This window comes from Oligoflexus sp. (assembly GCF_035638955.1).
In the GTDB taxonomy this organism is placed as follows: domain Bacteria; phylum Bdellovibrionota_B; class Oligoflexia; order Oligoflexales; family Oligoflexaceae; genus Oligoflexus.
This window is the reverse complement of the sequence record NZ_DASQYZ010000309.1, coordinates 76,104-97,709: the sequence shown is the minus strand read 5'-3', so window position 1 is coordinate 97,709 and position 21,606 is coordinate 76,104. Positions and strand designations below refer to the sequence as shown.

The following is a 21,606-nucleotide window of genomic DNA, read 5'->3' as shown; positions in this document are numbered from 1 at the left end:
ATCGAGGAGAGGCTGATGTTGGACCGCCGGCGTTTGGGTATCCTGATTGCATTGTCGGGCTTGGTCGTGATCGGCGGCTGCACTTATTTCCGTCAGATGATCGGATGGGTCGCGGAAAAGCCCGAAATCAAGCTGGTTCAGGTCGAGGTTCAATCGTTCAGCGTGCATCGCATTGAACTCGTCTTTGTCCTGGATATCGTCAATCCCAATGCTTTTCGTGTCGATATCGAGAAGCTCGATTATCGGGTCCGTGGTCTGGACATGGAACTGGGCAAAGGTCAGCATACGGACCAGATCGTGCTGGAGGCCAAGGAACATAGCACCGCGCGTCTGCCGTTTTCGGTGGACCCGGATGTGGCGCTCAATCTGATGAAGAAATACCTTAAAAATCCCAAGGATCTGAAGCTGAAACTCATGGCCAGTCTGCATCTTGGGACGGCCTTTGGTTCCATGGATATGCAATTCGAAGATGAAAAGACTCTGATCAAGGGTTTAAACGTACAATAATTTGCAGCCGGGCAGGTGGATCATGAAAAAGCGGCCACGCATACTTCTGACAGGCGCTAACGGGCAGGTGGGATTTGAAATCTGGCAAGCTTTGGCCCCGCTGGCGGATGTTACCGCTTTTAAAGGTCCCCATGATCGCACGGCGGCCATTCCCGCCGAATCCCTGGACCTCTGTGATGCCGCCGCGATTGAACAGGCTGTGCGGTCTCTGCGCCCTGATCTGATTATCAACCCGGCGGCGTACACAGCTGTGGATAAGGCCGAAAGTGAGCAGGAGCGGGCTTTCCTGGTCAATGCCACAGCACCTGGGATTATCGGTCGTGTGGCGCGTGAGGTGGGAGCCGCTGTGATGCATTTCTCCACCGATTATGTTTATTCCGGCGAAGGCCATAGTCCCTATCATGAAGACGAACGCATTGCCCCGAACAATGTTTATGGGCAAAGCAAGTGGCAGGGTGAAGCCAATCTCATGGCCAGTGGAGCCGCTTACATTACGCTGCGGACGTCTTGGGTTTATGGCATTTATGGACATAACTTTGTCAAAACGATGCTGAAGTTGGGACGTGAAAAGGAAAACCTTAAGATCGTCAATGATCAGCATGGAGCGCCCACGAGCGCGCGAACGCTCGCCAACTTCACGCAACACCTCGTAACCCTGGGCCGCATTCATGGATTTCCTGCGACCTTGAGCGCGCATCAGGGCGTTTATCATCTGACCGATCACGGCTGCACCCACTGGCAGGGTTTTGCCGAGGAAATTTTCCAAAGGGCGCGTGCCTATGGTGTGAATCTGGCGGTCAAGACTGTCGAGGGCTGCGCGAGTTCAGAGTATCCAACTCCCGCGAAACGTCCGCAAAACTCGCGACTCTCCTTGTCCCGTATCGAGGAAAGTTTTGGCTTCCAACCCCCGCGTTGGCAGGATGCCTTGGGTGCGATGATGGCCCCACTCCTGGGTCTTTGATATTCATTAGTTAAACTTATGGTTATCGAACGCAGAAGGCCTTGATTCAGGCCTTGCTGCCCTTTTTTTGCACATTTCGAAATCACTGTAAGATCCTAAAACTTCAAGGCAAAATGAGGTTTTTCTCAAGTCCTGGGGCAAGCCTTCCGAGGAGGTATGAAAGCTTTTGCTCGGAGTCAGCAACATGAACATTCCTATCGGCCGTATCGTGGCCAGTCTGGCGATTGGACTTGCTCTTTTTGCGCCTCAGACCGCTTTGGCTGCGGATGGCCTCGATGAAAGCATGTCTCGATACTTAAGCAGCAAACTCCCGGATCGACCCACAGGACCCATTCCTGGTGGCAAGGCTCTGCTCGCTGCGTATCACGATACGACGATTGCCAAACGCGAAGAAGCCGTGTTGGATGCCCTGAATCGCGGCTACTTTCCCGACGTCATGCGTAAATTAAAAGCCGTGACCATCCGGGATAAGGGGCACACGCTGACGTTTTGGGTGATGCCGGATTATGTGGCGATCGGCAACAACGATGATAATGTGCTCATTCCCTTGAGTTTCGTCAGCGCTCGTAAACTGGCGAACAGCTGGGGCTTTATTCTACCGACAACGCGCATGGTGGATGCCATCTTTGGTCAGGCGGAATGTGTGATGTGGCCCCGAATTTTTCCGCCCTCCGCCGCCATGGTCAGCGTCGCCTGGCTGGAAGCGCACAGTGATCTGATTCATTCGCAACGCCTGCTGGAATTTGACTTCACCCGTTTGGCAGCAGGCCATAAGAAAGATATAGTCCTCTCGCCCCGTTTAAAAAGTCAGGGAAAAAAGATCGCAATTTATGGCTGGCAGAATATTCGCGCTGGTGAAAATATCCAGCCGCTCTCCACCTGGCACGGCGAACGCTATGTCGATTACAGTCATGGCCTGCGACTCGTAGGCAGCTGGGGCATGCTGGACGGTCGGTTGGTGCCCATGAAGGAAATCATGGCTGATCCCGAACTCAGTAGCCTTGTGAGTCGCGAAGGTCCCATCTCTGTGGATCAAATTTTAAGCGAGCCTCTGGAAACCGCAAACCACCTTTGATGTGTTCCTGTATGCAGCATCCATGGAGTCATTGACATCAGTTCCAACTGATTGGATAAGAGGGGAACCCAATTTCCCTTGCCATGGATGTCGCCGATGCAGCGTACCTTACCCCGAAAGTTCAGCCTTCTCTGCCTTCTCATGATTCTGCCTGCCTGCAATTTGAATAAGAAGAAACACCCGGCTACGGAAAAGCCCGACCTCTGGTCCCGACTCGCCGAGCCTCTTTATCCCGTGCCCGGGCCTGATGTTCAAACGTTGCCGCGCATTCTGATCGAGCACGTTCGCATCATGACCGCGGCGGGCAAAACCATCCCGGAAGGTTATGTTCTGATCGAGGCCGGCCAGATTGCAAAAGTTGGGGAAGGGGAGGCACCTGAGGTCAAGGATGTTCTGAAAATTGAGGGACGGGGCAAGGTCGTGACGCCCGGTATTATTGATATGCATTCGCACATAGGTGTTTATCCGCTACCTGGTGCCAAGGCTCATCAGGATGGTAACGAAGCCACGGCTCCGACCACGCCCGATGTGTGGGCAGAACACAGTTTTTGGCCGCAGGATCCTGCTCTCTGGCGTGCGCTTGCATCGGGTGTGACCACCATTCATGTCCTCCCGGGTTCAGCGAACCTCATCGGTGGCCGCACCGTCACGCTGCACGTCAAACCCGCGACATCGGTGGCCGCCATGCGCTTTCCGGAAGCGCCGCAGGGAATTAAAATGGCCTGCGGTGAAAATCCCAAACGCGTTTACGGCGAAAAAAATGGTCCTTCCACACGGATGGGTAACATAGCGGGCTTTCGACGACTCTTTCAGGAAGCCTGGGAATATCGGCAAAGCTGGTTGAATCACGATCACGCCATGGAACGCTGGAATAAGAGCGGGGATGGTGAACGTCCGGGCTCGCCCAAGCGTGATCATGCCCTGGATACGATCACCAAAGTTTTGAATGGAGAAATTCTGGTGCACGTGCACTGCTATCGAGCTGATGAAATGTCCATCATGCTCGATCTCGCCAGGACGTACGGGTTTCATATTCAAGCCTTTCATCATGCGCTCGAAGCTTACAAGATCAGGGACCGCCTGGCGGCCGAAAAAGTCGCCATTGCCACGTGGGCGGATTGGTGGGGGTTTAAACTCGAAGCGTTTGATGGCATTCCAGCCAATGCCCCGATGCTGCATGCAGCCGGCGGCCTCGCCACGATTCATTCGGATTCCGAGGACGAAATTCGTTATCTGAATTTGGAAGCGGCGAAAGCGCAAACGGCAGGACGTGAATTCGGAATTGAAGTCAGCGACGACGAAATTCTGCAATGGATCACGCGCAATCCTGCCATCGCTTTAGGCATCGAATCCAAAGTCGGCACCATTGCTGAAGGTAAAATGGCTGACGTTGTGCTCTGGGATCGTCATCCGTTTTCGGCTTATGCCAAACCCGAAAAAGTATTTGTCGGTGGCGAAATGCTTTTTGATCGCATCACGCAACTTTTTCCACTCGGCGATCTGGAACGCGGCGTTCATGACTACGGTCTGGGTGATCGTGGCAACCAAAAGGATGCGCTGCCTGGTACCGGCGTTCCGGAGAGCCCGATACGGCCCGCTTTGCCTGCCGAACCGCGCTTGCAGGACAGTTTTGTGATTGAACATGCCACGGTTGAGACTGGTACGGGCCAGCGTCTGACCGATACTTCGATTTGGGTCGAAAAGGGTATCATTCAGGCGATCGGTGGGGCAGGGGCGCCCAAGGATCGGCCGCGGATCGACGCCCAGGGCCGCGTGCTGACGCCTGGATGGATTGAAAGTCAAACGCAGCTCGGCGCTCTGGTGGTGGAACTGGAAGAGGCGGGGCAGGACCATGATGCGGGCGATGGATTGAATCCAGCCTTTCATGCTTTGGATGGCTGGGATCCTTTTTCCATGCGAATGCCGATTGCCAGGGAACAGGGTGTGACGACCATTATCGCCAAACCCAGTGGCGGAATCATATCAGGTCAAGGCGTAGCTCTGGATCTCTCCACCAGCCGATCCGCTCTGCAAACACCCGCGGCTCCTGTTATGTTCGCTTCAGTTCTAGGCGGCAAAAATCGAGGTCAGACCTGGTTGAAATTGCGCGAAGCGTTCGAGGACGCTCGTTTTTACAAACAGCAGGGTGCTACAAAAACAGCCGTAACACAGCAGCTCAGTCTGCGGCCCATGCATCTCGAAGCCCTTCAGGAGGTGATGCAAGGCCGTCTGCCTTTGGTGTTGTCGGTGCACCGACTATCAGATGTGCTGACGGCCATTCAATGGAAAAAAGAAATGGCCAGCAAAGGGTTCCCTGTTCAGTTGATCCTAAGCGGGGCGGGTGAAGCGTGGCTGGCGGCCAGGGAGCTGGCAGAAGCGAAAATACCGGTGATTGTGACTCCCTCGCGACAAATGCCAAGAACACTCGATCAACTGCGCGTGCGCGATGATCAGGCTACACTCCTGATGCAGGCCAGTGTGGATGTGATCATCAGCACGGATGATGTGCGGGCGGGACGATTGCGTCAGGAGGCGGCGCGTGCGGTGGCGTTTTCCTTGCCTTATGCGTCCGCTGTTGCTGCCATAAGCAGTGTGCCGGCTCGTGTCTTTGGTCTTAACGATCGAGGGGCGATTGAAGTCGGCAAGCGCGCTGACCTTGTCCTTTGGTCAGGTGATCCGCTCGAACCCCAAAGTGCAGTGCAGAAACTTTGGATCGCCGGCCAGGATATGGGCCTCAATCATCGGCAAAAGGAACTGACGCGGGCATACTTGCCCAAGGTTTCCGCGGGGGCGCCACAACCGAAGTAGAGCGTTTGAGGACAAAAAGAAAGCCGGTTCCGAGAAACCGGCTGAGAAGATGCTTGTATAAAGTCACAGGAACAAACCGTTCCGAATGATTAGGCGGCAATAACCATCATGACAGCGACCAGCGTTGCCGCGACGGACAACCCGATGATCAATGTCGCCATAACGCTTTCCGACATGACTTCGACGAGATTGTGTTGTGCGGGTGTGTGAGTGATGGTTTTCATAAAATTCTTTCCTTATTGAGTACTGCGCTGGTCTTATGTTTGTGAAGCAGCGCATGGATGAAATCTGCTTCCTCTTGTCAGACGATCAAGTCGCCCTTTTATTGCATCAGCATCATCTGCTGACAACTCCAATCTATGCTTTTTTTCCGATGAATCAAGCGCGAGAATTGCGATTTATTCCACGGACGAGCTTCTGGCCAGCCGGTTAATCGATGAAATAATGCTAAGAGTATTGGCGAAGATCCTGAAAGAAAAGGATTTAGCGGCAGGATAAAAAATGATTGGCTGTCGATCCAATCGTCAAAAAAAATTTTTCAGAAGCGTCCTCAAGAACCGCTGAATGAGCGGCCAGTTAACGGTTTCAGTCGTCAAAACCATTAACTGGCTCGCCGGTCAGGCCTTTACAACCATGCGATAGCGCGCCTGGTTGGAGCGGACCCGGTCAAGCGCCTGATTGATTTCCGACATGGGCAGAACTTCAGTTTTCGCCTCGATTCCATGGCGCGCGGCAAAACTCAGCATCTCCTGAATCTGATGGCGCGAGCCTGTGGGGTTGCCACAGATGGAGCGTCGACCGGCAATCAGCCCGAACGCAGCGATCTGAATCTGCGACTGGGGCACGCCGACGAAACAGAGTTTGCCATCAGGTCTTAGAAGATTGAGGTAGGCATTCCAATCAAGGTCGGCGTGGACAGTCGAGAGAATGAAGTCGAGTGAATTCTTGCGGCTGGCCATGGCCGCCTGGTCAATGGAACTTACGAAGTGATGAGCGCCGAAAGCGCGGGCCTCAGCGGCTTTGTCCGCCGACGAGGAAAACGCTGTGACTTCGCAACCCCAGGCCCGAGCAAACTGAAGTGCGAGGTGGCCGAGTCCGCCGATGCCAATGACACCAACTTTCATGCTCGGTGTGACTCCAAAAACGCGAAGCGGAGCATACACGGTGATGCCGCCGCAAAGCAGGGGTGCCGCATTTTCCGAGGTCAGTTGATCGGGAATCGAAAAAGCAAAACGACTATCAACAATGATGGCGTCGCCAAAACCACCTTCACGACCGACCGCTGTTGCCTGGCTTCGCAAGCAGAGATTATCGTCCCCGCGCACGCAGTATTCGCACTCCATGCACGCGCCACTGGACCAACCAATACCAACGCGTTGACCTTGGCTCCGATGCCCTACGGACGTTCCCAGAGCCTCCACAGTGCCAATAACTTCGTGACCGGCTACCAGAGGGTAACTGGAAAAGCCCCAGTCATTATCAACCAGGTGAACATCACTATGGCAGATGCCACAGTGGCTGATTTTAACGCGAACGTCGTGAGGTCCGAGCGGTTTTTCCTGATAAGTATAAGGAACGAGAGGGGCTTTCGCCTGGCTGGCCGCATACGCTTTGATTGTCATGGAAATCTCCTGAGAGGAAATGTGTTCCGACAATGTATAGCGTAAAATTAAATTGTTTAAGATGCATTTTTGTGGAGGACCGGCGCCTTCTGAATGGCTTGGGACCGCCGCTTGTACGTTTCAAGGAGCTTCCATTCCACAGCCGGAATATCCTTGAGGACCACATGAGGGATCAAATAGCCGCGGCTGTTTTCCAGCGCTTTCAGCTGCAATTCCAGCGGAGCATGATCGGTAATGACGTTGTCTTCGTAACAGAACTGGCCGGGTTTGAGTTCCTCGGCATAGCCCTCGCGGAAGAGCGAGAGATGACCCGTTTCCAGGATAAAGACAAAGTGACCCGTAAAGTGGGAGATCACCTGTTGATCCTTGATCTGGATTTCGTACACGGATTTGGCGATCTTATTCAGCAGCGGCGACCACTTGATGGACTGGAACAGGTCGCTGTTCTGCAGCATGCGCCGGCGGCTGATATTCTTGCTGAAACTTTCCTTGAGGTTGTAACGCTCCAGGAACGAATCAAAGATTCGCCTTGGAATGCGCAGAATCTCGGCAAAGCTTTTTGATATCAATTGATGCAAGGGACAGTCGGGATCATCCCCGACCAGATAACCTGCCACGTACTCCAGACCGAAAGGCACTTCACTCTTCGGAGCTGCCACGATTCCGCTCAGCACGAGGAAGATATCCTGGGCGTGACCGGCCTGACGAACCAGGGCCGAACCCGGTTCCAGCGATTCGATGGGCTGATTCAACAGTTCATAGAACGAGCTGAAAGGCACTGTAGGGAAGTAGTGGTGCAGGGAACGCGCCGCCACTTCATGACGGTTATCGATATGGCTCTTCACCAAATGATCGATTTGACCAAAGAGAGCCCGCGTTCCGATGGACAGTTGACTTGGAGTCAGCTCGTCCGCGGTGTGGGCCAGAATGATTTTTTTACTGCGATCACCTTGGAAGTCCTCGGCCTGGCCGTGGATCATGCCGCCACCGATATCGATCTTTTTCAGATCGGCCGGCTGCAGATAAAGGTCCTTGATGCGCTGGAAGTACTGCAGCGAGATGCCCGGCTTTTGCTGATCCGGTTCAATCATCCTTTGCAGAACAGACATGGAACAGATGTCCGCCAGGTGATGATAGGTGCGGTGACCATTTTCAGTCACAGTCCGGAATTGGAAGGTATTGGTTTCCACCGGATGCGGTGAATAACTGGGCTGCACTTCCAAACCATCGATATTATTCCACTGCTCGGGCGCCAGGTCATGGATCGTGAAGAAACGCTCCAGAACCGGGAATTTCACCGACAGCAGCGACTGCATTTTCTTATTCACGGAATGACGGACGACGCTGGTGGAATAATATTCCAGTTTGCGATCGCCCAGCATCAGTTCGGTGAGGCCTGCAAAGTGATCGTCATGTCCATGCGTTTGGAAAATCCCACGAATCGAATTCAAACTGAGACCCAGGGCCCGCAGCGTATGAGTGATATGCGGACCGGCATCGATCAGGTACACATCCGGTCCATAGCAAATGATACTGGCCATGGCGGGGCGATGAATATCCCAACCGTCGCCTTCACCGCTGTGAATCACCGAGAAAAATTCGGGTGCAAAACGCTGGAAATTCAGCTTATAGGTCGGCTGATACGCTTCATGCGGCGCCAGGTTCAGATCCAGGTCGATGAATTCCTGCTCGACGCTGATACGGAATTTATTGATGCCGGTGCGCTTCACCAGGACACCGCCACCGATATCCAGAGCGTCATCAGAAAGATGACGGCAGTCGATCAGATCGTGAGTGGCCTGAATCCGGCCGAAGGCAAACTTCAGTTTCAGGCGCATCATTTCCATGGCCTGCTCGCGAGGCATGCCGGCTTCCACCAATTCATTTTCATCGATAAGGCCGTAGTTGCCGCGGAAAACATAATCCAGCTGAGCTTTAATCTGCTCGGGGTTACCGATCATCACGGGCTTATCTTTGGAATAACCGGGATGATTCGGGATCAGCATGCCCTGACGATAAAACATCTGGAGCATGGTAAATTCAGCAAGGTTGGCGAACTGTCCATTCTGGATACCCAGATCAGATAGGAGGAGACAGTTGGGACCTGTTTCATGCAAAGCGCCACCATTCGCCTGGTTGCGAATCACACCGTGTTTGATCAGATGCTTCACGCTGTCTGCTGGGCAACCCGCCTGCAGGAACACTTTCCTGCTGGGAATCGACACCCAGTAAAGGCCCGGAGCAATCTTTTTGTGTTCAATTAAGCCCATGAAACTCCCATCTCCACTCAGCCTATCGGCCCCACTTGCTCGGAGTTGAGCGGCATCTTTTGCCGTTCAATTACCTTAAGGTACAATTCCCGTCTTGCGCAACCTGGTCCATCAATAAATTCCCGTTAAAGCTTTAGGCAATTCAAGCTCAAAGCAGGTCGTCTCTTCACTTAAATTAAAATCAAGTCGACCGGGGGCACGGAGCACAATTCTTCGCGCCACATGCAAGCCATTATTTGAGGGGGCCTCGGAACTGTCGGCCACCGGATCGAAGAGGCGCAAGGCCTGAGCCTCGGTCAGGCGTGGCCCACCGCAGTTGAAGCGCAAGAGAACGTGATCCTCATGGGTTTCTGCGCTGATTTTCAGCCACTTATCCTGATCCAGGAGCATCTCCAGACGATGGCAGAGCGTGGTGATCAGACTGATGCCCACCTGCATGAGGTCAGCCGGATGAATCATCAGTGTCTGCGCGGGCACTTCCAGGGTAAGCCGCACGCCGGTCAAACGCAAGCGAGGCCCTAAAAGGTTCGCGGTTTTCGCCAGAGTCTGATCCACGCGACAAACCCTCTGGGTCCCACGCCTCTGGTGAAACTCAAGAATACCATCCATCAAGCGTCGTGACTTTTGCGATTGTTTCATCATATGGATGTGGGTCGATGCCAGGACCGTGACTTTCTGCAAAAGCTGCAGGTGCGCGATAGGAAGTTCCTGCAAGGTTTGCCATATTCTGACTTTTTCATCAGCTGGCAAAAAGGCTGGAGCCAGCTGCAGCCGAAGGGAACGCAGTAGACCCAGACTGGGGCTGTCCGTTTTCGGCAGTGGCAGAGCCTCCATATCGATGTCCTCGCCACTTTCCTGGTCGCCTAGAAAGACTGTGCTGAATCGTGGTCCCATACGCTCCGCATCCGGGAGAGCGTTAATGGCCTGCTGACAGAGTTCAAGGCCCGCTGCCATGGTGTGGCGTTCGGAATAAATTTCCTTGACCTCGCGACTTAAATCCGTGATCAATTCGCCCAGCTGAGCCAGCTTTTCCCGTTCTTCCATCAGGGCGATCCGTTTGGTCAAGCGTTGACGACTCAAGAGGTTGCGCACGCGCAGCACGAGTTCCTGCTGAATAATGGGCTTGGTGAGGTAGTCATCCGCCCCGAGATCCAGGCCATGAATCCGATCTTCTTCTGAGGCGCGCGCCGTAATTAATATCACGGGGATCTCAGCCAGGCTGCTATCGAGCTGTTTTTCCTGCATCACATGCTCACCGGAAAACTCCGGCATGGCGAGGTCGAGCAGGACCAGATCGGGCCGATCGGAACGCATGCGGCTCAGAGCTTCCCGGCCCCCATAGGCAAGGCTGACCCGATACCCCTGCGGCATGAGAATTTCCTGGATGATCTCGCAGTTGATTTCATTGTCGTCGACCACCAGAATATGCGCGGCATAACCATCCATCTTCATCAGGTTATGACTCGGCGGAGGACTGTCCTGCGGCGTCCCATAAGGATTGTCCGTGGGCGGCACCGTGGTCGACAGACGAAGATATTCCGTGGGCGCGGTATCGAGGTGAATGGCGCTTTGCTCGGGAATGACCACCGTAAATTTGCTGCCAAGACCAGGTTCCGAACTGATCTTCATTTCACCCTGCATAAGCCGCAGCAGAATGCGAACCATGGCCAGACCCAAACCGCTGGAATCGGTAGCAGGGAGCTGGTCATCAAAAATGCGGCTGATCTGTTCTGAGGTCAAGCCCACACCCTGATCACTGACTTCAATGGTCAGGGCTCGATTGCGTTTGGTGATGGTGAGCACCACATGGTTGCGCTCCTGGGCTTTGCCGAATTTAAAGGCATTGCCGACGAGGCTGCGCAGGATCATGAGAAGCTTGGCACTATCATGAATAAAACCAGGATCATCATTCATCCCAAGCGTTTTGGTTTCAAACTGGCAATCGGGATAGCGCAGGCGCATGCTCTCGGCCATCGTTTCAATTTCCAGCATCAGCTGGGGCAGGGTGATGCGGGAATTCTGCAACTGAAGCTTGCCGCGCCGGCCGTTTGCCAGGTCGAGAATGGTGGTGATCTGGTGCTTGAGCGATTCCGCGAGCATGATGCATTTATTGATTTGCGTCCGGCTTGCCTGGGGTAAGGCTCCATATTGTCCCTGGAACATGAGCTGCAGAAACCCTATGATACCGTTCAAAGGCGTGCGTAATTCATGAGAACTGCTGTGAAAAAATGTGGTCCGGAAGCGATCCTCGGCCACCACATCTTCCAACTGTTTCACGGCTTCATTGGTTTTAAGCACCTGCTCACGCAAACGATGCTGAAGGCGCGTGATTTGATGCTGCAGCCAAAAGCAGAAGAAGATGGCTGTGCCGAGCAGGAGGATGAGAATAAGACAGATCCAGGGCCAAAGCGGTGAGGTGCTGCCGGCACTGGCATAGGCGGGCAGGCTACCCAGGGTTGCCCCGGACATCACCTTTGCGCTTTGTGTCAAAAACCGCCTCATCGACTCAATCTTCCTTAGGAAATCCTGAGTCGATTATCGGCAGTCCCAGTAAAAACCTCAGCCGATGAAGCTTCGGCCGCCGAGGTAAGGTTGCAAAGCCTTTGGAATACGTACCTTTCCATCCGCTGTTTGGTGATTTTCCAGGAAGGGAATCAGCACCCGCGGGGTCGCGATCGCGGTGTTGTTCAAGGTATAAGCGTGGAGATTCTGTCCATTTTTATCCTTGTACCGGAGTTTCAAGCGGCGCGACTGGAAATCGTAAAAGGTCGAGCAGCTATGGGTTTCACCATAGGCCTGACGCGAGGGCATCCAGGTTTCGATGTCGTGTTTGCGAACCTGACCCTGACCCAGGTCACCGGTGCAGACATAGACCACGCGGTAGGGAAGTTCGAGCGCCTGCAAAACAGATTCGGCATTGCCCAAAATCTCGCTATGCAGCTGTTCCGATTCCGCGGGATCAGCATGCCCGATGACCACCTGCTCCACCTTTTGAAACTGATGCACGCGATAAAGGCCACGCGCGTCCTTCCCATAGGTCCCTGCTTCACGGCGGAAGCAGGTGCTCTGGGCGAAATAACGCAGAGGCAGCTGCTCATCCTTCAGGATTTCCCCAGAATGATACGAGGTCAACGAAACTTCGGCGGTTCCGACCAGCACCATTTCATCGCGTTCCACAAGGTAAGCCTGCTCACGACCGACTGGGAAGTAGCCGGTGCCGATCATCGCTTCCTCTTTCACAAGAACCGGAATCGCCAGCTGGGTATAGCCCTTGTTATTCAGATAATCGACGGTCAAACGCAGAATCGCCTGCTCCAGCTGCGCGCCGAGACCGCGCAGGACATACGAACGACTGCCCGCGAGTTTCACGCCGCGCTCGACGTCGAAGAGATCGAGCTTGTCGCCGATTTCCACATGATCCTTGATCTTGAAATCAAACTGGGGCACCTCACCCCAGCGTTTGACTTCGACGTTTTCCGTATCATCCTTGCCCAGTGGCACATCTTCACGGGCCGGGGCTGGTACGAGCAGCATCAGCTGTTCGAACTCCGAGGACAGCTCGCGGACTTCACCTTCCAAAGTTTCCAAACGTGGTTTCAGCGCACCGACCTGGGCTTTGAGGCCCTCGCGATCGGCGGGGCTGGCACTGGCGATGGCTTTGGAAATACGATTGCGATCGGCCTGAAGCTGTTCCATCTCGACTTGTTTTTTGCGCAGGTGCTCATCCGCGGTCAGCAGTCGATCGAGGTCGACGCCCATGCGTTTGTCTTGTATGGCCTTGCGTACTTTGTCCTGATGTTCGCGAATGAATTTGATGTCGAGCATGGTATCTTCAGCTTCCTTTTCCTTGGCAAACGCTGCGGGTTCTTCATAGCCCACTCAACTTAGGCGCCCATCATACAGAAGGCAGTGGGGCATGGAAAGTCTGGAAGCATAGCCCAAACCCTCGCGCCCGAGGGCGGTCAAAAAATGCTGGACCATCTGCCGATTTTCACCTAAGAAATCCTGCTCGAATGGAAATCCGTGTCGAAAGAGGCTCCTATGAATAAGTTAAATCCTTTTGAAGCCTTGGGCCTGCCCCGGGATCCCTTGCTGCTGGCGCCCTTGGCTGGAGTGTCGGATCATCCTTTCCGGCGAAGCTGTGCCGTTCATGGTGCGGATCTGACTTATGTGGAAATGATCTCGGCCACAGCTCTTCTTTATGAAAGTCGTCGAACCTATGACATGTTGAAACGTCATAGTTCGGAATCCATATTGGGCGTGCAGGTGACCGCGGCTTCCGCTGACGACATGGGTCGTGCGGTGGAAATTCTCGCCAGCCAAAATTTTGAAACCATCGACATCAACATGGGCTGTCCGGTTAAAAAAGTTGTGAAGACCGGCTGCGGTTCGGCCATTCTTCGTGACCCGGAGCGCGTGATGAAAACTGTAAAAGCCGCGTGCTCAGCGACGGACAAGCCCATCTCGGCCAAGATTCGATTGGGTTGGGATCACCAATCCTTGAACGGTCTGGAGGTGGCGCAAGCCGCGGAAGCCGGTGGTGCGGCCTGGGTTACCGTTCACGGTCGCACGCGGGCCGATGATTATGGAATGCCGGTCAATCTGGAAGGCATTCGACAGATTAAAAGTGCTTTAAAAATTCCCGTCCTTGGCAATGGCAATCTTTTTCAGCGTGAAGACGTCGAGCATATGAAAGCCGTCACCGGTGTCGATGGCGTGATGATCAGTCGTGGCGCCATGGGCAATCCTTGGCTTTTCAAGGAAATCCGGCGGGCTGACAAGACGGTGAGTGTCGATGAGTGGGAAGAAACCGTCCTCCGCCATCTGGCCTGGCAGCAGGAAGAATACGGCGATCAGGCGGGAGCCGCTGTCTGCATGCGTAAACATCTGCTCTGGTACGCCAAGGGCTGGCAGGGCGTGAAGCCTTTCCGTGAAGCGGTCAACGAAGCCGGCAGCCTGGGTCGGGCCGGGGAGCTCGTGCAGAATTTTGCCGAGCAGCTGCGAAAAAGCCAGTACCTGGTCCGAGCGGCTCTCGTTCAAAATGAAGCCGGCGCACGCTTTGCCTGGGATCCCAAGTATGAAATGGATCGCAAGCTGGATCGGGGCGTGGGCGATGATGGGCTGGAAACCCTGGCTGTGCATGAAGAACTGACCTTTTAATTCCTCCCGACAGAAAGTCCAAGTCCCTGCGCGACTTGGGTAAATTTTCCTTATCTGCGATAAACTCAAGGTTTTCATGGCCTCCTACGATCGGGTTAGAGTCACCGATTAGGAGTGCCAGTAACCCATGTTCAAATCATTACTCATGGCCATGAGTCTTCTGTCCATTCTGCCTGCTTGTAATCAAAGCGCTGGTGGTCGCAATGAGTCCACAGGCACCGCCAATCCGAGCACAACTCCGGGTTCCACGCCCACGCAATCGAGTTTGCCGGAAGGTGTGGCCCGCGATAAGGTGAAACTGACCTTTGAAGCCTTCACGGTGACCCCAACTGTTTTCGTGCAGTCCACTGCCGAGAACGTCTGTCTGCCCTTCAAACTCAACGTGACGAACGACGGCAAAGCCTTGGAAGGCGCAACGATCGTCTTTACCCTGAGCCCCCTGACGGTGATGAAGGATCTGGGTGAAGTGCTGGCCGTGTCGACCAAGTCGAACGCAGCCGGGGTTGTTGAAGGAACTTACTGCTCGGGTGACAATGAAGGTTCGGTCGTGATTGCAGCTGAACTCAGCGGCATTATCACCAACTCGGAAACGATTCGTGTCACGGTCAAACCTATTTACAAGCTGACCTACGTTCGAACGGATGCGGATCCTTTGATGAGTCCGACCGAAGGTTTGGGTGATACGGACGCCATTTATTTGAACCTGATCGACTCGGGTCCTCAGGATTGTACCAGTGTTTATTTCAAGCTGACCAAAGCCGAAAAACCGGTCGTCGGAACCAAGCTGGCCTTTCGCTCCCAGATCGATTTTCCGTCGGGAGCTAAATTTGCCAAGAAAACGGATGCTGCTAAAACCGCTTTGGATCCCTTGACCAACAAAAAATATCTAAGCTTTGAAACCTTTACCAATGGTTCCGGCGAAGCGGCGGTTCCCGTCTGTGCCGGTGTGTTCCTGGGCAGCCTGGATGTGGCCGCTAGTTATGTGGACGAGGAAAGTCGCAAGTACGAGTCGCACTCGCCGGTGGTGCGTATTGTGGGTGGCCTGACCAACTGGATCAACATGTCCCTGATGTTTGATGAAAACAACGGTCGTACCCTGCGGGCGTATTTCAACACGAACAGCAAGTATCAACTGCCCATTACGGCCAACATTGGCTCCCGTATGGACGGCATGCCCATCAAACAGTATCCCTTGATGGTGGCTACGGAAACGGGGCGGGTGACCATGGCCAATGGCGGCCAAATCGATCCCGAAACGGGTACCGTGAAATTCACGGTTCAAGCTTTGCACGCCGTTGATAATTATCCCTATATGGTTTACCCGTTCGAAGACGTGACCCAGGCTCAGACGCGCTGTCATCCTGGCAAAATAGCCGAATGGGGCCTGGCCAAGGGCGACACTCATGTGAAATACACCGACGTTGCCAAGAACTGGCGCTCCACTCTGGTTTATTACACCCGGGGCCAGGAGCACTATAATGACGCCAACAGCAACGGCAAATATGATGTCGGCGGTGACGGTTTCTGGGACCGCAATCAGAACGGCTATTACGATTCAGAAGATATCCTGACTTATGATGCCGGCAATGATGGGAAATTGGATCGCCGTGGGGAGTGGTTTATCGATTTGCCCACGCCTTTCATCGACGTCGACGAAGACCGGACGTATAACGCCTCGATTGATGTCTTGATCGGTGAAGTCTATGAGGCGCCCAACGGCAGACGGGATGCGGATACCACCGATTGGAAGTACGACGTGTTGCCGATTTCCATGGGGCCTTCCCCATATTCCTTGCAGCATTATAAAATCGATACCACCGATTATACCATCACGGATCAAACGGCTGTTTTGCCCTGGGGCACGTACAATGTTTTTGGTGTGAAAAACAAATTGGTGGCCGCCGATTTCTGGGCTTCGGCGCCTCTCTACTCCAATTCCTCTTTCTGGAACTTTACTCTTTATGCGCATGATCTGTGCGGTTCGCTTCTGCCAGGTGGGACCAAACTCTCGCTTTGGCTCGAAGAGGTGAATAACGACCTGGATGTGGATACCTCCTTTTCCCGCTATCCTGCCATCAGTTTTGTGTCACCACCGGAAGATTATTATCTGGAGCCCACCAGGCGGCTCTTTAAGAAGACCAACAGTGACCGCGTCAATGCCAGTGAACGGACCGAGGCGGAAATCAACTTCAATGCGATCGATCATCCGTCCAAGGATTACGGTTACCCCATTATGGGGCAGATTGCGATCCCGCAGTGTTCCCGTCCCTGCACGGGCGCGGTGAATCCCACCGATCCGGGCCACTTTTGTTTGGGCTGGTCAGGTTTTGTGAAACTCTCGGTGACTGAGCCCGCGCTGGGATCCGCCATTGATGCAACTCATACGACGATGTCCACCTATCTGGAGCTGCCCCGTATCAACTCCTGTAAATGCGTGGGCGGTGGGCTTCAATCCCCCAACAGTGCTTCATGCGAATGTCCAGTGACCCAGACCTTTGATACGGCGACCCTCACCTGCATGTAACCCGCAACCCGGCAAGGGCCGGGTTAAACAGGAATGATTTTCGATGGATAGGCAGATGGTTGGGTTTTTATAGCACGTCGGGATAAAGTCCTGAAGTGGGGAACCGATAGAAATTGGAGCCTGTAGCCTAGTTTGAGGAAAACCATGAGCCGCTGTGAATTTCGATGGATCAACGACCGGACCCTGAAGATCTCGGGGACAATCGACGAGAACTTCTCGATCGATGAGGAGTTGCCAAAGTTCAAAGAGGAAGTCTGGATCGACTTACGCGACGTGGCACGTATCAACAGCTGCGGCGTGCGGGAATGGATCAAAGCGATTGTGAAAAACCAGTCGAAGATTCATTACATTAACTGTTCATCCGTGATTGTCACTCAGTTTTCGATGATTCCTGAGTTCATCGGTCGCCACGGTATAGTGGAATCGTTTGAAACCCAGTTCGTATGTCCGAGCTGCGGGCATGAAGACAGCATGATCCTGGTCGTCGGCAAGGACATCCAGGCTGGTCTGGAATCCTATATGGAAAGCCCCGAAATGAAGTGTTCGGAATGCGGCGAGCATATGGAATGCGACCATAACCCCGAGCTCTACTTCTCGTTTCTGTCCGAAGTTGCTTAATGAATAAGATGATTCGATGAGACGAAGGCGGGTGACCGACCTTCGTCTTGTCGCGTTGGTCTGTGTTGAGGGCGGAATAGGGTCTGGGGCAAAGCCCGGGAACTTAGCCCGCTTCCTTGGACGGATCCTCGAGCACCAAACCGCGATGATAATCCTTGACCAGCTTGCCGCGCGGGGCAAACGTGAGTTTTTTCCCCAGGGAATCGTTCGCGCGATTTTCACCCAGCACGGTGCGGAAAATATTGATCAGGCAGTAATCCGTGCGGCTGATCTTCTCGGCAGCCGCCAGGCTTGCTTCCATCTGCTTCATTTGCTCCATCTTTTCCTTCTCTGCCTTTTCGCTGATCGGCGGATCGGACTTCAGGGCGATCTCTTCCCCGGAATTCACGGCCGCCACAATCCTGGTTTTCAAGCTTTTGGCCTTGATCATGCGCTGCCGGTTCTGGCTGCGTTCGGCTTCGGCAAGGGCCTGGAGGGCATCTTCCAATCGATTGGAACGGGCCAGCCCAAGGCCCAGATTGTAATGAATCAGGGCTCGCATTTCCTGCTGATTATCCGGTAAGGATTCCAGGGTACGTTTATAGAGATCAACGCCTTCCTGAAAATTCCCAACCCGAATCAAAGACACAGCCCGGTTATTCATGAAGGCCAAAACTTCCTTAAAGGATTTGAGTCGGCTCATCAACTTTTTAGCGGTTTCGGTGTGCCCCCGTTTGATGGCGCCTTTCGCAGCGGTTTCCAGGACCTGGGCGGCTTCGTCATCGATGGACTGGGCCTTATTCATCATCTGATCAAAGGCCTCTTCGTTGCCCTGTTCCAGATGGCATTCTGCAAGGTTGCACAGATGCGAGACATTCAGAGGCGAAATGAAAGCCACATTCGCAAGGCAGCGCTCGGCTGCTTCAAATTCTCGCAGTTTCATCAGCGATTTACCGAGGACTTCCATGCTTTCTTTGGAACTTGCTCCCAGGCGCAGGGCATCCAGAGCATGTTTCTTGGCATGCAAGAAACAGCCGGCATCAAAGGCCAGCTGCGCTTCCATAAGCTGCTTGTCCGCCTCCAATAGCGTAGGCAGATCAAAATAAAGTTGTCTCAGCTTTTTCGTCTCGGCCACATCATGGCGTTTCGAGGCAATGGTGAGCTTCTGTTTGATCACAAAGGGATCAGTCGGGTTGGTGTGTTGCTGCAACGTCCAGATGATGCCTTCGTTCAATTTTCTGGAATCGATCGGCTTTTGCAACAGGCGGCTGGCGCCCAGCTCGCTGAGGAAGGGGACCTCGCGCTGTTCGATCGATTCACTGATCACCAAAAGGGGAATATTCAATCCCAGGCGATTACGAAGTTTATACAGAAACACCGGACCCGGCAGGTTCGGGAGTTTCCATTCACAGACGATGAGATCCACTTTTTTGTTTTGACGCAACCACTTCAGGGCGTTCAGAGGATCCCGATGGCAAACGACCTCAGCAAAGCCGAGGCTCTCAAGCGTATTCTTCATCAATTCCAGGGATTCGGGCGTAGGATCCACCACGAGGCATGTACGGAAACCAAAGTGTTCGGCCAGGATAACTTCGGGTTCATCGGGCAGGTCAGTACTGCCGAAAAATTCCTGAGTCAGCTCCTGGACGCGTTGCAACCTGTCTGTGCCGGTAACCTTGACCTGATGAAGAACTACGCGGCCGCTATCCATTTCACCCATCGACAGCAGGGCATGGGCCAGAGAGAGCATATAATCAAGATTGCCAGGATAAAGCTGCAGAAGCCCCGAGAACAACGTGCGCAGATCACCGAACTCACGCACTTCCTGCAGGTATTCCTGCAGGTAGCTCGCGGCCACTTTAATAAAGTCATATTCATATGAAATGAGCCGCTCGAGGAGTTTCTTCAACTCGGGATGACACGCTTCACGTGTCATGGAAAATTTGTGGCAGGACAAGGCCCCCATGGCAAAGGCTTTGGGTAATAGCTCTTGATCCTCATCACGAAGGATGGAAACTTTCACATGACGCAGAACAGGCTGCTGATTGATGACGTCCAGCAACTGCAGAATGGAACAATCATTGGCGTCCTGGAGTGGACCTATGATCCAACCGACTTCCTCGGCTTCCATCATTTCCAAACAGGTCTTGATATCACTGACCACAACCACATTGCTGAAACCCAGTTCCTTCAGCACTGAAGAAAGCAACTGACGCTGAGAACTACTCGCCGAAATGGCGAGACAGCGCATCGTTTTTTCTTCAAAGCGATTAGGCAACGTTGGATTTCCTTTCCAGAAGACGTTTGGCCGTTTCGACCAAAGACTCGGGCCGAACCGGTTTGACCAGCCAGGCGTCGATGGACAGTTTCTTACCTTCGGCAATCAAAGCGGGCTGGGAAAAGGCTGTCATGACGATGATGCGGGCGGATTCAGCCAGCTGCATACGCCGCAGGGTCTTAACAAATTGCAAACCATTTAATTTTGGCATTTTCAAGTCGGTGATGATGAGCTTGATGTCAGGGTTGGCCAACACTTTCTGAACAGCTTCCTCACCGTTAAGCGCGTGAACGACGCGAAAACCTGATGTTTCCAGAACTTCGCCCATAAGGATTCGGAATTCTTCTTCATCATCGGCCATGAGGACTTTCGGCGCCATTTCAAGCCCAGCCCAATGTTCAGCCGGCGCACGAGGTGCAGCGGCCTGGGGTTGGGCGGGTTCCAACCAAGAGGCCTGAATTTTTCCTTCTGCCAATAATAACTCGAGCTTATCAATGGCAAGCTGTCGGCCCGCGTTGGCTGCCATCTGCCAGTAATGCGCGGCTTTTCGATAGTCCTGCTCACGTTCTATGCCGATTTCATAGAGAAAAGCCAGCGAACACTGGGCTTCTGTGTCCCCTTCCGCAGCTTTGGTTTCCAGGTCGGCCTCGGTCATGGCAAGTCCTCTCATTGGATAGACCATTTCGATTATAGTATCGGCATGGAAGGCCGGGACTTGATAAGCGCCGCATCGGTTCTGCGAAACCCTGTATTGGTAAGGGCTGCAAAGAATAGGAAAAACCTGGGTTAGGCACCCGGTTTGTCAGGTTGAAAGGGTTGGAACTCGGCTTCGGAATCCTGTAGAACAGAGGTGGTGATTGCAAGAATGAGGGTTTTTTATATGGCAAACCAGCAGCACATGCTGTCGCGACTCAAGGATCTTTCACAAATACCCTATATTGTGACGCTTGATGATGATCCGGTTATGGCCAGAATCATTGAGGAAACCTTGGGATTGAAAAATTTTGCCTTTACCCAGAGTGAGCAGCTCCTTGAGTGTGCGGGTGAAATGTCGCCAGTTGGCGCGTTTGTGGATATTCACCTCAAGGGCGAATGCGGGCTCGACACCATTCCGCGTTTACGCGCGCTTTGGCCGACAACGGCCATTATTGTTATCAGTGGTGATGAGTCGGATGCGAGCATCAGCCAGGCTCTGGCGTCAGGTGCCGATGATTTTGTGCGGAAGCCCATATCACCGGCGGAAGTTGTAGCCCGTCTGCGCGTTCGAATTGAAGATCTGAACGATAAGAATCGCATGAATCTTTTGAAGTTCGGCGATCTCAAAGTGGATCTGAAGCACAAAACGATTAGCGGCGGCAAAAGCCAATTGATTCTTTCAGCACGTGAGATCGATTTGCTCGCCGAATTGATTCGTGCTCACGGCACCATCGTACCCAAGGACGTTTTGAAGCGCGAGCTTTGGGGTTCCCTGGCTGTGAGCGACAACGCCTTGGATCGCAAAATATTTGAAGTGCGTCGGGCGCTGCGTGAAGTCAGTGATAATGTCGAACTCCACTCCATCTATGGTATCGGCATGGTGTTGCGCATGCGTAACCAGGAAGCGGAGCGCACGCTACTCAACGATTTCGACGCTAAATTGAAGTCCACCCGCAAAGCAAAGACGACCAGCTACTGAGCTGGTCTTTCCCACCTCTAGGGAATTCCACTGAAAATATCTACCGGACGGTAGGAATTAAGATCGCCTCAGATGCAGATTCCGTCCCCTTTATCGTGGACAGGTCGGCCCCTGTTGCCTAAAACTCTA

At 53.5% G+C, this 21,606-nt stretch carries 15 protein-coding genes; 8 read left to right on the top strand and 7 right to left on the bottom strand.

The window, feature by feature from the left end; translation table 11 throughout:
- The first annotated feature begins 15 nt into the window (after positions 1-15).
- The 4 genes from VE954_RS28435 to VE954_RS28420 all read left to right on the top strand — a co-directional run bounded on the left by VE954_RS28435 (position 16) and on the right by VE954_RS28420 (position 5,351).
- Positions 16-507 carry an LEA type 2 family protein gene (locus VE954_RS28435; protein ID WP_324959286.1) on the top strand — a complete coding sequence of 164 codons (492 nt, stop codon included), beginning with the start codon at positions 16-18 and terminating at the stop codon, positions 505-507.
- A gap of 22 nt (positions 508-529) precedes the next feature.
- Positions 530-1,468, top strand: a complete 939-nt coding sequence (gene rfbD / locus VE954_RS28430) for a dTDP-4-dehydrorhamnose reductase (RefSeq protein ID WP_324959283.1) — start codon at positions 530-532, stop codon at positions 1,466-1,468.
- A 184-nt stretch (positions 1,469-1,652) separates the two neighbouring features.
- Complete coding sequence (locus tag VE954_RS28425; protein ID WP_324959281.1) at positions 1,653-2,543, top strand: hypothetical protein; 891 nt, start codon at positions 1,653-1,655, stop codon at positions 2,541-2,543.
- Positions 2,544-2,639: 96 nt separating this feature from the next.
- Entirely contained in the window at positions 2,640-5,351 is a 2,712-nt protein-coding gene (locus tag VE954_RS28420; protein ID WP_324959279.1) for an amidohydrolase family protein, read from the top strand.
- Between the two features lie 89 nt (positions 5,352-5,440).
- On the opposite strand, the gene VE954_RS28415 is transcribed toward VE954_RS28420, so the two are convergent.
- The 5 genes from VE954_RS28415 to serS all read right to left on the bottom strand — a co-directional run bounded on the left by VE954_RS28415 (position 5,441) and on the right by serS (position 13,122).
- Positions 5,441-5,575 carry a hypothetical protein gene (locus tag VE954_RS28415; RefSeq protein ID WP_324959277.1) on the bottom strand — a complete coding sequence of 45 codons (135 nt, stop codon included), beginning with the start codon at positions 5,573-5,575 and terminating at the stop codon, positions 5,441-5,443.
- A 393-nt stretch (positions 5,576-5,968) separates the two neighbouring features.
- A complete protein-coding gene (locus tag VE954_RS28410; protein WP_324959275.1) occupies positions 5,969-6,973 on the bottom strand; it encodes an NAD(P)-dependent alcohol dehydrogenase in 1,005 nt (334 codons plus the stop codon).
- 56 nt (positions 6,974-7,029) lie between these two features.
- Complete coding sequence (locus VE954_RS28405; RefSeq protein ID WP_324959273.1) at positions 7,030-9,243, bottom strand: MBL fold metallo-hydrolase; 2,214 nt, start codon at positions 9,241-9,243, stop codon at positions 7,030-7,032.
- A 111-nt stretch (positions 9,244-9,354) separates the two neighbouring features.
- Positions 9,355-11,733, bottom strand: a complete 2,379-nt coding sequence (locus VE954_RS28400; RefSeq protein ID WP_324959271.1) for a response regulator — start codon at positions 11,731-11,733, stop codon at positions 9,355-9,357.
- Positions 11,734-11,802: 69 nt separating this feature from the next.
- A complete protein-coding gene (gene serS / locus VE954_RS28395; RefSeq protein WP_324959269.1) occupies positions 11,803-13,122 on the bottom strand; it encodes a serine--tRNA ligase in 1,320 nt (439 codons plus the stop codon).
- 162 nt (positions 13,123-13,284) lie between these two features.
- Between serS and dusB the strand changes: the two genes are divergently transcribed.
- The 3 genes from dusB (at position 13,285) to VE954_RS28380 (ending at position 17,545) form a co-directional block, all read left to right on the top strand.
- On the top strand, positions 13,285-14,403 hold the full coding sequence (dusB, locus tag VE954_RS28390) for a tRNA dihydrouridine synthase DusB (protein ID WP_324959267.1): 1,119 nt from the start codon (positions 13,285-13,287) through the stop codon (positions 14,401-14,403).
- Between the two features lie 127 nt (positions 14,404-14,530).
- Positions 14,531-16,927, top strand: a complete 2,397-nt coding sequence (locus VE954_RS28385; RefSeq protein ID WP_324959265.1) for a hypothetical protein — start codon at positions 14,531-14,533, stop codon at positions 16,925-16,927.
- Positions 16,928-17,071: 144 nt separating this feature from the next.
- Positions 17,072-17,545: a hypothetical protein gene (locus VE954_RS28380; protein WP_324959263.1), complete on the top strand. Its 474-nt coding sequence runs from the start codon at positions 17,072-17,074 to the stop codon at positions 17,543-17,545.
- 103 nt (positions 17,546-17,648) lie between these two features.
- Here the strand turns inward: VE954_RS28380 and VE954_RS28375 are convergent, their stop codons facing one another.
- Together VE954_RS28375 and VE954_RS28370 are read right to left on the bottom strand one after the other, a co-directional pair.
- Complete coding sequence (locus tag VE954_RS28375) at positions 17,649-19,802, bottom strand: response regulator (RefSeq protein ID WP_324959261.1); 2,154 nt, start codon at positions 19,800-19,802, stop codon at positions 17,649-17,651.
- Positions 19,795-20,457, bottom strand: coding sequence for a response regulator (locus tag VE954_RS28370; RefSeq protein ID WP_324959259.1), 663 nt, complete (start codon positions 20,455-20,457; stop codon positions 19,795-19,797). Before VE954_RS28370 ends, VE954_RS28375 begins: the two co-directional genes overlap by 8 nt.
- Before the next feature lie 225 nt (positions 20,458-20,682).
- Here VE954_RS28370 and VE954_RS28365 point away from each other — a divergent pair, with 225 nt between their 5' ends.
- Positions 20,683-21,477: a response regulator transcription factor gene (locus VE954_RS28365; protein ID WP_324959257.1), complete on the top strand. Its 795-nt coding sequence runs from the start codon at positions 20,683-20,685 to the stop codon at positions 21,475-21,477.
- The last annotated feature ends 129 nt before the right edge of the window (positions 21,478-21,606 follow it).

Excerpts from the sequence above, each read along its gene's own strand:
- VE954_RS28365 (WP_324959257.1), top strand. The coding sequence starts at position 20,683 with ATGGCAAACCAGCAGCACATGCTGTCGCGACTCAAGGATCTTTCACAA.
- VE954_RS28380 (WP_324959263.1), top strand. The coding sequence starts at position 17,072 with ATGAGCCGCTGTGAATTTCGATGGATCAACGACCGGACCCTGAAGATC.
- VE954_RS28410 (WP_324959275.1), bottom strand. The coding sequence starts at position 6,973 with ATGACAATCAAAGCGTATGCGGCCAGCCAGGCGAAAGCCCCTCTCGTT.
- VE954_RS28420 (WP_324959279.1), top strand. The coding sequence starts at position 2,640 with ATGCAGCGTACCTTACCCCGAAAGTTCAGCCTTCTCTGCCTTCTCATG.
- VE954_RS28425 (WP_324959281.1), top strand. The coding sequence starts at position 1,653 with ATGAACATTCCTATCGGCCGTATCGTGGCCAGTCTGGCGATTGGACTT.
- VE954_RS28415 (WP_324959277.1), bottom strand. The coding sequence starts at position 5,575 with ATGAAAACCATCACTCACACACCCGCACAACACAATCTCGTCGAAGTC.
- VE954_RS28385 (WP_324959265.1), top strand. The coding sequence starts at position 14,531 with ATGTTCAAATCATTACTCATGGCCATGAGTCTTCTGTCCATTCTGCCT.
- VE954_RS28405 (WP_324959273.1), bottom strand. The coding sequence starts at position 9,243 with ATGGGCTTAATTGAACACAAAAAGATTGCTCCGGGCCTTTACTGGGTG.
- VE954_RS28435 (WP_324959286.1), top strand. The coding sequence starts at position 16 with ATGTTGGACCGCCGGCGTTTGGGTATCCTGATTGCATTGTCGGGCTTG.
- rfbD (WP_324959283.1), top strand. The coding sequence starts at position 530 with ATGAAAAAGCGGCCACGCATACTTCTGACAGGCGCTAACGGGCAGGTG.
- VE954_RS28370 (WP_324959259.1), bottom strand. The coding sequence starts at position 20,457 with ATGACCGAGGCCGACCTGGAAACCAAAGCTGCGGAAGGGGACACAGAA.
- dusB (WP_324959267.1), top strand. The coding sequence starts at position 13,285 with ATGAATAAGTTAAATCCTTTTGAAGCCTTGGGCCTGCCCCGGGATCCC.